This window comes from Rhizobium sp. CECT 9324, from assembly GCF_918741265.1.
Taxonomy (GTDB): Bacteria; Pseudomonadota; Alphaproteobacteria; order Rhizobiales; family Rhizobiaceae; genus Allorhizobium.
In genome coordinates this window covers 1,614,339-1,627,138 of the sequence record NZ_CAKKMZ010000001.1, presented here as the reverse complement: position 1 = coordinate 1,627,138, position 12,800 = coordinate 1,614,339, and the positions used below count along the sequence as shown (strand labels likewise).

Annotated in this window: 12 protein-coding genes; 8 read left to right on the top strand and 4 right to left on the bottom strand. The window is 61.6% G+C overall.

All coding sequences use genetic code 11. From position 1 onward, the window contains the following. The first annotated feature begins 3 nt into the window (after nt 1-3). On the top strand, nt 4-1,845 hold the full coding sequence (locus LQ231_RS07990; RefSeq protein ID WP_230170944.1) for a cell wall hydrolase: 1,842 nt from the start codon (nt 4-6) through the stop codon (nt 1,843-1,845). Between the two features lie 498 nt (nt 1,846-2,343). Continuing rightward, nucleotides 2,344-3,186, top strand: coding sequence for a hypothetical protein (locus LQ231_RS07985; RefSeq protein WP_230170943.1), 843 nt, complete (start codon nt 2,344-2,346; stop codon nt 3,184-3,186). Nucleotides 3,187-3,331: 145 nt separating this feature from the next. On the opposite strand, the gene LQ231_RS07980 is transcribed toward LQ231_RS07985, so the two are convergent. Then, the gene (locus LQ231_RS07980; RefSeq protein ID WP_230170942.1) at nt 3,332-4,093 is read right to left on the bottom strand and encodes an SDR family oxidoreductase; all 762 of its coding nucleotides are present in this window, start codon (nt 4,091-4,093) and stop codon (nt 3,332-3,334) included. Between the two features lie 149 nt (nt 4,094-4,242). On the opposite strand from LQ231_RS07980, the gene LQ231_RS07975 reads away from it, so the two are divergent. Continuing rightward, nucleotides 4,243-4,854: a TetR/AcrR family transcriptional regulator gene (locus LQ231_RS07975; RefSeq protein WP_230170941.1), complete on the top strand. Its 612-nt coding sequence runs from the start codon at nt 4,243-4,245 to the stop codon at nt 4,852-4,854. Between the two features lie 89 nt (nt 4,855-4,943). Here the strand turns inward: LQ231_RS07975 and LQ231_RS07970 are convergent, their stop codons facing one another. Next, on the bottom strand, nt 4,944-6,626 hold the full coding sequence (locus LQ231_RS07970) for a PAS domain-containing methyl-accepting chemotaxis protein (RefSeq protein WP_230170940.1): 1,683 nt from the start codon (nt 6,624-6,626) through the stop codon (nt 4,944-4,946). Between the two features lie 426 nt (nt 6,627-7,052). Next, the gene (locus LQ231_RS07965) at nt 7,053-7,445 is read right to left on the bottom strand and encodes a hypothetical protein (RefSeq protein ID WP_113140641.1); all 393 of its coding nucleotides are present in this window, start codon (nt 7,443-7,445) and stop codon (nt 7,053-7,055) included. 383 nt (nt 7,446-7,828) lie between these two features. Here LQ231_RS07965 and LQ231_RS07960 point away from each other — a divergent pair, with 383 nt between their 5' ends. From LQ231_RS07960 to LQ231_RS07940, 5 genes are all read left to right on the top strand, one after another. After that, a complete protein-coding gene (locus tag LQ231_RS07960) occupies nt 7,829-9,403 on the top strand; it encodes a helicase HerA-like C-terminal domain-containing protein (RefSeq protein ID WP_230170939.1) in 1,575 nt (524 codons plus the stop codon). A gap of 370 nt (nt 9,404-9,773) precedes the next feature. Then, nucleotides 9,774-10,580, top strand: a complete 807-nt coding sequence (locus tag LQ231_RS07955) for an EAL domain-containing protein (protein ID WP_113140639.1) — start codon at nt 9,774-9,776, stop codon at nt 10,578-10,580. A gap of 75 nt (nt 10,581-10,655) precedes the next feature. Then, nucleotides 10,656-10,976, top strand: a complete 321-nt coding sequence (locus LQ231_RS07950; protein ID WP_113140638.1) for a YnfA family protein — start codon at nt 10,656-10,658, stop codon at nt 10,974-10,976. A 94-nt stretch (nt 10,977-11,070) separates the two neighbouring features. Beyond that, on the top strand, nt 11,071-11,319 hold the full coding sequence (locus LQ231_RS07945; protein WP_230170938.1) for a BrnT family toxin: 249 nt from the start codon (nt 11,071-11,073) through the stop codon (nt 11,317-11,319). Beyond that, nucleotides 11,316-11,624: a BrnA antitoxin family protein gene (locus tag LQ231_RS07940; RefSeq protein ID WP_230170937.1), complete on the top strand. Its 309-nt coding sequence runs from the start codon at nt 11,316-11,318 to the stop codon at nt 11,622-11,624. The genes LQ231_RS07945 and LQ231_RS07940 overlap by 4 nt, the downstream gene beginning before the upstream one ends. 55 nt (nt 11,625-11,679) lie before the next feature. Here the strand turns inward: LQ231_RS07940 and LQ231_RS07935 are convergent, their stop codons facing one another. Then, nucleotides 11,680-12,732, bottom strand: coding sequence for a fatty acid desaturase (locus LQ231_RS07935; RefSeq protein ID WP_113140635.1), 1,053 nt, complete (start codon nt 12,730-12,732; stop codon nt 11,680-11,682). Nucleotides 12,733-12,800 lie beyond the last annotated feature (68 nt).

The following is a 12,800-nucleotide window of genomic DNA, read 5'->3' as shown; positions in this document are numbered from 1 at the left end:
GCCATGGAGCAAGTCTATGTCGTCGTGGCGTCTGGCCAGAAACGTCGAGCACGGCTCTATCCAGAGCCATCGACGGACACTGCTCTGGTCAATGTCCTTTCCATTGACGACCTGATCTATCTCGACCTTTCGTCGGATCAGAACGTATCGGCACCCGAGGGCTGGCGCCATGTCACCTACAGGGCGACCCCAGGCGCTGTAGGTGACACCGGCTGGATAGGGCTCGGTCATGTCGGCCCGTTGAAGTCATTCGATGTGCCGCCGGTGGACGAGGACGTATTCGTCAAGCACTGCGCCCGGATAGAAATCCAGGCCCATGCCAGTGAAACGGACGGGGCGCCGGCGATCCTTGCGGACTATCTGATCGCGCTGGCCTGGATCGAAAGCGAATTGATGAAGTTCGACAACCGGCTGCCTGGAACGTCGGCCATCGGGCCATTCCAGATTACCGAAGAGGAATGGGCTGACTTTGTCGCCGCCAATCCGGCGGCAGGATATGGGCCGTTTCAACGGTTCAACCCGCTCTCGCAGGTCACCGCAGCGCAGTTCCTCACCCAGCGCGACTGGGAGACTCTGGAGGCGGAGGGCGTTACCGCCGGCATTGCCGAGCCGGAGCAGAGCTTCATTCCGAGCTTCCTGCTTCTCTTCCAGGCCCGGTTGGTCGGCGCCAAGGCGGCATTTGCCATCGACCGGATCCATGTCGAGGGCAATGCGCAGACGCCGGTCGCCGATGCGCTTGCGCCATTTTATCCGGAGCCTGGCAACCGGGAGGCGCTGATCGACCGCCGACCGCGCTTCCTGCGGCAGGGACTTGCCGGTCATGCGACCACGGTGGACGAGTTCGTCGAGAAGACGGCTGCCGTGTTGAACGATGCGTTCCAGGTCGGCTTTTCCAAGCTGAAGCAACATTTTCCCGAATTTGCCATTCCCCCGGCAAGCGCCCTTGCGGGCGGAACGCCTTGGGTGGCCCTCGCGCAGGCCGAGGAGACGTTCTGGGCACAAGCCGATGTCAGCGAAACCACGCCGGCCGGCAAGGCCCGGGTGAAGGACTATTTCAGCACGACAACCTATCGTCCTCCTACCGTGGAACCGTGGTGCGGCGCGTTCGTCGCCTGGTGCCTGACGCAGGCGGGCGCACCGATCGTCGAACAGGCCGCCACGGCAAAAAGCTGGAAGACCTGGGGCTCCGTCGAATTGCGCAAGGGCGGATTGACCGACCCCAAGGTACAGGCCGTGCTAGAGGGTGCGGTCGTGGTGCTGCATCCCGGCAAGAATACCGGCACAACCGGGCATGCCTGTTTTGCGCTCAGCCGGATGGAGAGTTCCCGCAAGCTGACCTGTATCGGCGGCAACCAGGACGACACGGTGCGCACCGAGCCCTTCGACCTCAGCCGGGTGGCATCGATCCGCGCCCTGACACCGGTGGACATGCCCACCGGCGACGAGCAGTTGATTCTGGCGCGGACGATCTATGGCGAGGCGCGCAGCGAAAGCGAGATGGGGCGCCAGGCCGTGGCGGAGGTTGTCCTGAACCGCCGAGCATCGCCGCGCTATCCGGACAGCATCATCGAGGTCTGCCTGCAGCCCTTTCAATTTTCCTGCTGGAACGCCAATGATCCGAACCGGGCAAAGATCATCCATCTTCAACCGGGCGCGGATGACGACTTCGATGAATGCCTCGTCGTCGCCGGCGACGCTCTGGCCGGCAAGATCGATCACCTCAGCGACGCGGTGCTGCATTATCATTCCACATCGATCGGCAGCCCAAGCTGGGTGCGCAAATCCCCACAGGCCGTCATGGAACGGAAGATCGGGCGGCATCTGTTCTACAGGGGCATCGCCTGACGCGCGAAGGCGGTTGCCGGATCGCTGTGGAGCGAGCGTCGGCCCCGGCCGGTGCCTCCGAGCAGCTTGGCACAACAGCCGGCGCCGAGTATCCGGAGCCTCATCCCTATGGTGCCGTCGCGGCCGGTCCGGCTGGCAGAGAATGGCAAAATACGGCTGCGCTGCCACCCTATCCGATCAAATATTCGCGATCCGGGCAGAAACATGGTCGATACAACCGCCATGATAACCTGATCTCAATACAATCAGCCTTTTCTACTGTCCACTTGCGCCGGTCCATCGCCGGCCAAGCCTTGTAACCGGAGCGCCCTGATGGCGCGTCACCAGAGCCTGCAGACAACGCGGCGATTGGTGCGGGACGATGGATGCGACGCGTGCAAACGGGGCCTGGCTTTTTGACGCCGGCTTTGTTGCGGATGCTGGTCGATACGGGCGCGCTGGGCAGAATGGACGTGGACCCGGCCCGGCGATCATGCTGCAAGACAGAGATATTTCCTGATGATGACATTGGATGATTTCAACGGCGCCGTGGTTGTCATGGCACATCCGGATGACGAGGTTCTCTGGGCGAGTTCGATCCTGGCATCCGCCAAGAAGATCATCATCTGCTACAACGAGGCGCCCAATAGCGGCGATATCAGCCAGGGACGCCGGACGGTGTTTCAGGACTTTCCGCTGAAGACCGTGGTCGACCTCGCCATCACCGAATCCAATACCTATCAGACGACCAACTGGCGCAAGCCCGAGGAAACCGTCTATGGCATCCGCTGCGATCGCAACAGCGATGCCTATGCGAAGAATTTCGATCTGCTGACGGCAGCGCTGGAGGCGCATCTGGAGGCGGGAGATATCGTCGTCACCCACAATCCCTGGGGTGAATATGGCCATGAAGAGCATGTGCAGGTGTTTCGGGCCGTCTCGCACATCAAGCGTCAGCGCGATTTCCGGTTGTTCGTCAGCAGCTATGTCAGCGACAGGGTGCTCAATTTCATGGAGCGAAACACCCCTCGCCTCGGTGCGCCATCGGCATTCATGCCGACCGACAAGGCGCTCGGCGCCCGACTGATGCAGCACTATCAGGCGCATAATTGCTGGACATGGGAAGACGGCTATACATGGCCGGATTATGAATGCTTCTATGAAGTGACAGATCCGGACGGACCGCTGCGCCCCGACGAGCGGACGATGTCATCGCTGCCGGTCAATGTGATCTTTCTCGACGAGCAGACTTTGGTGTGGAGCCGCGTGTTGCGCAACATGAGACGGCGGATCGGCACGATGATCCACCGCCTGCTCCGGCCGGCGCATCACCAGCCGAAACACAAGACGAGAGAGGCGTGAAGATCCGTCTCAGCCCCAACGTCGACCCGATCCTGCCAGCTTTCCTACACCTGCCTCTGGCCTTCCCTCGCCTTCCCTCGTCTTCCCTGGCCTTCCGCAGCCGTATGGCCGAGCCTCGGTCGACGCTCAGCCATACGCCGCGTGATCAGATTGCGAGGCCGCCGGCGATATTCACGGTCTCGCCGTTGATGTAGCCGGCGTTGGGTCCGGCAAGGAAGCAGATGGTTTCCGCCACTTCCTCAAGCGTTGCGATGCGACGAATCGGATGCATGTCCAGAATGGCGTCACGATTGGGAAGCTCGCCGGCAACGTCGGCTGCCATGTCCGTCGGCATTATGCCCGGCTGCACCACGTTCACGGTGATATTGCGCGGGCCAAGGTCGCGGGCAATGCCCTTGGCATATCCGGCCAGCGCCCATTTCGTCCCGGCATAGTCGGCGACCCCTGGGAAGGGCACAGCAGCGCCGAGCAGCGAACCGATAAAAATGATCCGGCCACCGTCCGTCAGCTTGGAGGCTGCCGCGCGCGTGTTGGCGATCGTACCCATGACATTGACCTGCCACTGGCGATTGTAGTTTTCGCCGTCGAGTTCCGGATCATCGACCAACTGCCCCTGGATCGCGATGCCGGCGTTGTTGACGAGGATGTCGAGCCGGCCGAATTCGGCCATGACCCGATCGATCAGTGGCTTCGCTGAGTTGAGGTCTGACTGGTCGCTCTTGACCGCGATGGCGCGGACGCCCTTTGCCTTCAATTTTGCCACGACGGTTTCGGCTTTGTCTGCGGATGAGGCGTAGCTGATCGCCACGTCTGCGCCGTGATTGGCGAACGCTTCCGCCGTGGCCGCTCCCAGCCCGCGTGAACCGCCGGTGATGAGCACGACCTTGCCTTTGAATGTCTCCGACATATCCTCATTCCTTCAATGTTGAATTTGATGCCATCCACCGAGCGGACAACTTTTCGTAACGTTCGTTACGATAATGATCGGTATGAAATTTGACGAAAGACGTCAAGAGGATTAATAATGGTCATTATGAAATCATCCGAGACCACCTGATGGGACGCCATCGCGAGTTTGACGTGGAGAAAGTCCTCGACGCCGTGTTGTGCGTGTTCTGGCGCAAGGGCTATGAGGGCGCGTCCTATGCCGACCTGACAGCGGCAGCCGGTGTCGAGAGGCCCGCCCTCTACTCCGCATTCGGCAACAAGGAGATGCTGTTTCGCCAAGTCCTCGCGCGCTACTACGAACGCTTCCTCGACTATGTTCCGGCGGCACTGAACCTTGAGACATCGCGGGAGGTTGCCGCGCATATTCTGCACAATGCTGTTGACCTGAACACACGGTATCCCGAGCATACGGGCTGCCTAGGTATCAACGGCGTTCTGGCAGGATCGGATGATGCGGAGCCGGTTCGGCAGATCCTGATCGAGGCGCGCGCAACGGCTGAGGCGCAATTGCGCGCCCGTTTCGAAAGGGCGAAAGCAGAGGGCGACCTGCCCGCGACAGCCAAGCCCGATGCGCTGGCGGCTTTCCTCATGGCTGTGCTGCATGGCATGGCGGTACAGGCCAAAGCGGGTTTCAGCCGCGACACGCTGGAAGCTGTTGCCGAACAAGCCCTGTCGACATGGCCGGCGGCGGGTGTGCTTCCCGCTGGAACCTCAGCGTAAGCGCTCGGATCGCCAAGCCCCCGGGCTTGTTCCGTATCCGCCTGCCGGTATCTTCTCCCCGCGGGCGGGGAGAAGAGCGGTGAGCCCAATCAGGCCGCGCGGCGCGGCCTTTCGGCGGTCAGGGACTGGCTGGTCTTGAACTGCGAGATCAGCACATACAGCGCATTTGCCTCTTCGGAGAGCGTCGCGGCTGTGGCATTTGCCTCCTCGACGGTTGCAGCGCTTTGCTGCGTGACCTTGTCGAGACTGTTGATCGACGCGTTGATCTCGTTGATGCCGATCGTCTGCTCGCGGGCAGCGGTCGCGATGGCATCGACATTGGCGTCGATCTCCTGGACCTGGTTGACGATCGACTGCAAAGCGACGCCGGTCTTGTCGACCAGGGCCACGCCCTGACGGACCGCTTCGGCGGATTTTGCGATCAGGTTCTTGATGTCCTTGGCAGCACTTGCCGAGCGCTGGGCCAGTTCACGCACTTCCTGGGCGACGACGGCAAAACCCTTGCCGGCTTCCCCGGCACGGGCCGCCTCGACGCCGGCATTCAGCGCCAGAAGGTTGGTCTGGAAAGCAATCTCATCGATCACCCCGATGATGTTTTCGATCTCGCGCGAAGAGCTTTCGATCTCGCCCATGGCCGAGGTCGCCTGGCGCACCACGCCGCCCGAGGCTTCGGCATCGCTGCGCGTCACGCCGACGAGGCGGGTGGTCTCGGCGGTGCGGGCCGAGGTGTCGCGCACGGTCGTGGTGATCTCTTCGAGGGCAGCGGCTGTTTCCTCGACAGTCGCCGCCTGTCTTTCGCCATTCGACGCAATGCCGGCCGAAATCTCGTTGATGACGCGGGCATTCTGCGCCAGCGCCTGGGCCGATTCGACGATCGAGGCGACGGTGTTTTCCAGCGCGCGGGCCGCTGTGTTGAAATCGACGCGCGTTTCTTCGAGAACCGGATCAAGCTTGTCGACGATTTCCACCGTCAAGTCGCCATCGGCCAGCCGCTTGATGGCGGCACCTATGGTGCGGACGGCGACCATGCGTGGCGTGATGTCGGTTGCGACCTTGATGACGCGGTACACGGCACCACGCGAATTGAACACCGGCGTGTAAGCCGCCTGAATCCAGACCTGCTTGCCACCCTTGCCGTAGCGGACGAAATTGCTGGCGATGAATTCGCCGGCGCGCAGACGCGTCCAGAAATCGCGATATTCGGACGTCTGCGCATAGGCCTTGTCGCAGAACATTGCATGCTGGTTTCCGACAATCTCCTGGGCATCGTAGCCCATGGTGGTCAGGAAGTTTTCATTGGCCTGGACAATCTTGCCATCCGGTTCGAATTCGATGATCGCCTGGGAATGATTGATGGCGCGAATGCGGTTGCCGTCATGCAGCGCGGTGATCTTGCTTGTCGTGATGTCGGAAGCGATCTTCAGGATGCGGACCACCCGCCCGCCATGAAAGACCGGGTTGTAGCTCGCTTCGATCCAGACGTCGGCACCCGCCTTGCTCTGACGGCGAAACTGGCCACTCTGGAATTTTCCAGCGGAAAGATCCGACCAGAAGCGGCCATAGTCCGGGGACTTGACGATCGCGTCTTCGCAGAAGATCCGGTGATGCTTGCCGATGATCTCCTTGACGTCATAACCGAGTGCCTTGCAGAAATTCGCATTGGCATCGAGGACCAGACCATCGGGAGAGAACCAGATCATCGCCTGGGAGTTGGCCAGCGCCGCCAGGTCTTCCGCCATTCGGTTTGCATTCAGATAGTTACTCAGTGCCATTGCTTCGTCCCCAGATTGACTGAGCACGATAAAAGCACCCTTACGTTAAGAGTTACTAAATTGCTGAATCACGCATGCCTAAATTTGATAAACGTCAAACGAGCAGCCGGGCGAACGCGCATTATAATGATTGAATGAACGATCGTGCATAAAGGTGGGGCTGTTCGATGGGTGCCGATTCGGGCCGGATCGCAATTCATGTAGGCTGTGGGGCGATATTTCGCTCACCAAGCGCAAACAAAGATCGTCGGACTTTTCCCGCGACCAGTTCGCGCGATCCCGCACTTTGGACGGTCGTCGGATGGCAGGCTCCTTACGAGCTGACCGCCAGTCCTTGGTTTTGCCCCTCATCTGCCTGCCGGCATCTTCTCCCCGCCTGCGGGGAGAAGAGAGATTCATATCGAACTTTCTGTCCGGCGGAAATGCTCAGACGAACTGGCTCAGGCCCGGGACCGAGGCGATGACTTCGTCGACGGTTTCGGCGCCGGCATATTCGCGGGCGACGGCCATGGTTTCCTTGGCGAGCGTCGAGATCTCGCCCATGCCGAGGCCCTGGGCCATCAGCTGCTGGCCGAGGCCCATGATGCCGCCGCCGCCGATGGCGCTCATCAGGCCGCCGAGAAGGCCGCCGCCGCCCGCACCTTCGCCGTTGTGGGCGGCAACCAGCTCGGCCGCACCCGGAATGGCTTCGATCATCTTCGCGACCGGGCCGTCGGCTGCTTCGCGCTGCAGGAAGCCGAGCATCATGCCGAGCGCCTTTTCGGCGAGGTCAGGGGAAATGCCGACATTGTCGGCGATGCGGGTGACGATTTCGCTCATGATTTGGAGGCCTCCTGCCCTTGGAATATTGACGTTAACGTCAACGTAATGGAAGTTTTCACTGAACTCAAGTGGACTTAGGCGGAAGCTTGCGGTGCGGCCCGATAATCGGTGCAAAACCGACGGGCCGCACTGTCGCGCGCCCTGCCCCAGCCTGCGCTCCGGCTTCTGCCCTGTTTCTGCCCTGTTTCTGCCTTGCGGCGCCTGCCTTGGCAACCGTTCCGCGCCTTCCGGATACCACGCACATGACAGGCCAGTTGCCAGCCCCAACAACAGTTCAGTTGACGGGCCAGAATGACCGTTACCGGACGTTGTCGATGTTCCACACTATCCTTATAAGAGCAAGCAGACGATTGCATGACGCGCCAGGGAGATGAGTGCATATGCTGAAAGACGGCGAACTCTATATCGGCACCAGCCGCAATCCGGACGACAGCCTGAACAAGGGCGAATATCTGGCGCTGAAATATGGCAACCGCCATGGGATCGTCACCGGCGCCACCGGCACCGGCAAGACGGTGACGCTGCAGGTGCTGGCCGAAAGCTTCTCCGAGGCCGGCGTTCCGGTGTTTGCCGCCGATATCAAGGGCGACCTTTCGGGCATTGCCGCCATGGGCGAACCGAAGGACTGGATCACAGAACGGGCGGCGCAGATCGGCTTCACCGACTATGCGCCGGCCGAATTCCCGGTGATCTTCTGGGATCTCTACGGCGAAAAGGGCCACCGGGTGCGCACCACCGTCGCCGAGATGGGGCCGCTGCTTTTGTCGCGGCTGATGAACGCATCGGAAGCCCAGGAAGGCGCGCTCAACATCGCCTTCAAGATTGCCGACCAGGGCGGATTGCCGCTGCTCGACCTGAAGGACCTGCAATCGCTTCTGACCTATATGGCGGAGAATGCCAGCGAGCTTTCCAGCCAGTTCGGCCTGATCTCCAAGGCCTCGATCGGCACGCTGCAGCGCGGGCTGCTGGTGCTCGAACAGCAAGGTGCGCAGAATTTCTTCGGCGAACCAGCGCTGAAGATCACCGACATCATGCGCACCACAAATGACGGTCGCGGGGCGATCTCGGTGCTGGCCGCCGACAAGCTGATGATGAACCCGCGTCTTTATGCGACCTTCCTGCTCTGGCTGCTGTCGGAACTGTTCGAGGAACTGCCGGAAGTCGGCGATCTCGACAAGCCGAAGCTGGTGTTCTTCTTCGACGAGGCGCATCTCTTGTTCAACGACGCGCCGAAGGTTCTGACCGAACGGGTCGAGCAGGTGGTGCGGCTGATCCGCTCCAAGGGCGTCGGCGTCTATTTCGTCACGCAGAACCCGCTCGACGTGCCGGAAACGGTGCTCGCCCAGCTCGGCAACCGGGTGCAGCATGCGCTCAGAGCCTATACGCCGCGCGAGCAGAAGGCGGTGAAGACGGCGGCCGACACGTTCCGGCCGAACCCGGCCTTCGATTGCGCCACCGCGATCACCACGCTCGGCATCGGCGAGGCGCTGGTCTCGACGCTGGAAGCCAAGGGCGCGCCGTCGATTGTCGAGCGCACGCTGGTGCGCCCGCCGTCCGGCCGGGTCGGACCGCTGACCGACCAGGAACGGCAGAAGGTGATGAACCTCAGCCCTGTCGCCGGCCAGTATGATCAGGACCTCGATGCGGAATCGGCCTATGAGATTCTCAATGCCCGCGCCGCCAAGGCGGCCGAGGCCGCCGCTGCCAAGAAAGCGGCGGAGGAACGGGCGAAAAACGGCGAGGCGGAAGACAGCGCATCCGGCCGCTGGACGCTGCCGGGTTTTGGCGACGACGACACGGCGGACGACGATGGCGCCCGCAAGCCGACACGCAAGTCGTCTGGCTACCAGCGCGAAACGGTGATCGAGGCGGCGATGAAGAGTGCGGCGCGTTCTGTCGCCACCTCCGTCGGCCGGGCACTGGTGCGCGGCATCCTGGGAAGCCTCAGGCGCTAAGCCAGGATCCCCGTTGACACGATCGAGGACGACAACAAAGGCGACAGGGTTGCATCCTGTTGTCTTGTTGATGGTCTCCTGTCTTGTGAGGCACGTGTCTTGCCGCCCGCCTGTTCAAGGCGCCCCCCGGGCAAGATGAATTGCGAGGGCCGAAAGTCTCTGTTTTTATTCAATATGGCAACGGGCGCATTTACACCGATGAAAGCTTCGGCTGTTCCAGACCAGCACAGTGGAACGGAACCACAATATTTGACCCGTTAAACCTCAGCGTGAAATGGGGCTGGTGATTCACCGAAGCGCAACGGATACTGGGTTATAAGCGGCAGATTATCGGTGGCGGGCATTTTGCCGGTCCTGTGTGAGGTGTAGCGTGGATAGCGGCCTGAACCATGTCGTGCTGGTGAACAATGCCAGACGGGCCCTCGAGAAGGGTCGCTTCGAGCTGATCTACCAGCCGATCTATTCGGTCGGCCATCGGGAGGTGGACAGTCTGGAGACTTTGCTGCGCTGGCGCACGGAGCCCGGCAAGCTGGCGGCAGCACAGGAATTCCGCGGCATCTTCCGCGACCCGTCGATGTCGTTGTCGATCCGCAACTTCGTGCTCGAAAACACCATTCGCCAGGCGGCCGCGTGGCAGGACGACGGCCATCATTTCGGGCGATTGAGCATCAACACCACCGCCTTCGACCTCTGTTCCGGCGATCTGGCCGGCCGGTTGAACGCGATGCTCGACATGTACCGGCTGTCGCCGGACATGATCGAGATCGAAGTGCCGGAGAATTCGCTTTACGGATCGCATGCCGTCGAGGTGGGCCTTGCCATCGAAATGTTGCGCTATTCCGGCTTTTCGCTGGCACTCGACAATTTCGGCGCCACCTATGCCGGCCTGTCGGCGCTGCGCCGCTATCCGTTCAGTCGACTGAAGATCGACCGAAGCCTGATCCGCAATGCGCTGACCAATACGGTCGACCGGGCGATCATCCGCCATGTGATCGGCCTTGGCCATGATCTCGGCATCACGATCACCGCGTCCGGCGTCGAAAGCGAGGCGCAGATGGAGGCCGCCCTGCATCTCGGGGTCGACAGCATCCAGGGCTATTTCGTCTGCTTCCCGAAGGAGGCCGAGATGGTGCCGCGGGTCTGCCATGTGCTGAACCTGCAGGGCCGCAGCGGCTGATAGTCTCGGCCTGCGTATCGTTCCTCGACCTGCGGGCATACTGGACGTGCGGGCCGACACGTGGCAGGCTCGGGCATGCTTTTTCTGATCTATGCCAGCGCCGCCCTTGCCGAAATTGCCGGTTGTTTTGCCTTCTGGGCCTGGTGGCGCCTCGGCCATTCACCAATATGGCTGGCGCCCGGCCTTCTGTCGCTGGCGCTGTTTGCCTTCCTGCTGACGCTCGTGCCGTCTGACGCGGCCGGCCGTGCCTATGCGGCCTATGGCGGCGTCTACATTGCCGCCTCGCTCGCCTGGCTGTGGCTGATCGAAGGGCAGCGGCCGGATCGGTTCGATCTGGCGGGGGCGGCCATTTGCCTGGTCGGCGCCATGGTGATCCTGTTGCCGCAGCGCGGTTGAGGGTTTCGGCCGGCCGTCATTTGGCTGGTTTCAGGCGGATTTCCCCTCAAAAGCCGGAATACCGGCTTGCGAAATTTGCGTATATACATAAATTATGATGATCGTCTGGGATGAACCGAAACGGCTCGCCAATCTCGACAAGCACGGGCTCGATTTCGCTGACCTGTCGCTGGACTTTTTCTCGACGGCTGTCATTCGGCCAGCCAAGCGCGGACGACAACAGGCAATCGGACGACTCGAAGACGGAACGATCGCGGTGATCTTTCTTTTGCTCGGCTCGCAAGGTCTATCCGTTATCTCAATGCGCCCGGCAAACGTGCAGGAAAGGAGACTGATCCGATGAAGCGCCAAAAGACTTTGAAAGCCTTTACAGAAGGCCGCGGCTATTCACGCAGCGACTGGGATGAGGTTGGCGACAATCCGGAAGCCACCGACGAAGAGCTGAAGGAATTCCGGCCGTTGCGCGAGGCTTTTCCCGAAATCGCCGAAGTAATCGACCGCAAGCTCGCCGGACGGCCGAAATCTGAGGCGCCGAAACAGGCGATCAGCATCCGGCTCGATGCCGAAGTGATCGCGCGTTTCAGGGCAACCGGCGACGGCTGGCAATCGCGGATGAACGAAGCGCTGCGCAAGGCCGTAGGGCTATGACAAAAAAGGGGAGAGCGATCCGCCCTCCCCTCGTTTCAGTTAACTGACTGGTCGATCACACCGCGACGGGCTTGCGATTGGCTTCGCGGAAGGACACCAGGCGGCCGAGCTTTTCGTCCCAGAGGACCAGTTTCACGCAGGCGAAGCTTTCGCGCAGGGTGATGCGGCTGATGCCGCGCAGCTCGGGATGATCGCGCAGGACTTCCGGCAGGCGGTAATAGGGAACCTTGCTCGACAGGTGATGCACGTGATGCACGCCGATATAGCCGGTCAGCCAGCGCAGGCCCCAGGGCAGGTCATAGTGCGAGGCGCCATGCAGGGCCGCGTGCTGGAACTGCCATGCCGGAGGGTTCGACCAATGGGTGTCCTCAAACTGGTGCTGGACGTAGAACAGCCAGATGCCGGCGGCTCCCGCCATCAGCACGATCGGCAGATGCACGGCGAGGAAGGGACCCAGGCCGACGGCCCAGATCAGGATCGCGGCAAGCACGACCATGCCGACATTGGTGGCCATGGTCGAGATCCAGGGCAGTGCGCCCGAGCGCATCATGCCGAATGGCAGGCGCTGCTTGAGCAGGAAGACCCAGGCCGGGCCGATGCCGAACAGAACCAGCGGATGGCGATAGAGGCGATAGAGAAGACGGCCGCGGGCCGACAGCGCCTTGTATTCGGCAACCGTCAGCGTGGTGATGTCGCCAATGCCGCGTTCGTCGAGATTGCCGGCCGACGCATGATGCTCGGCATGGGCGCGACGCCAGTAGTCGTAAGGGGTCAGTGTGAACACGCCGAGAATGCGGCCGGTCCAATCGTCGAAACGGCGGCGGGCAAAAAACGCGCCGTGGCCGCAATCGTGCTGGATGATGAACAGGCGCAGCAGGAAGGCCGCGGCCGGGATGGTCAGGAGCAGGCCCGCCCAGTAGCCGTAGTGCAGAAGCGCCCAGCTGGCGACCCAGAGCAGCACGAAGGCAAGGCAGGTCACGCCGAGCTCAAACGTGCTGCGCTTGAGATTCGGCTGGCGATAGGCATTGATGATCTTCAACCACGCCTTGGCGTCGCGGCTGTCGTCCACATCGGCCGCCTCGGCGGAAAATTCCAGAGCCGCGCTCATGAACGCCCTCCGATCTCTTGGCTCGCAAGAGGCGCAGAGGCGGCGGCCGAAGCCGACGTGACTGCAAG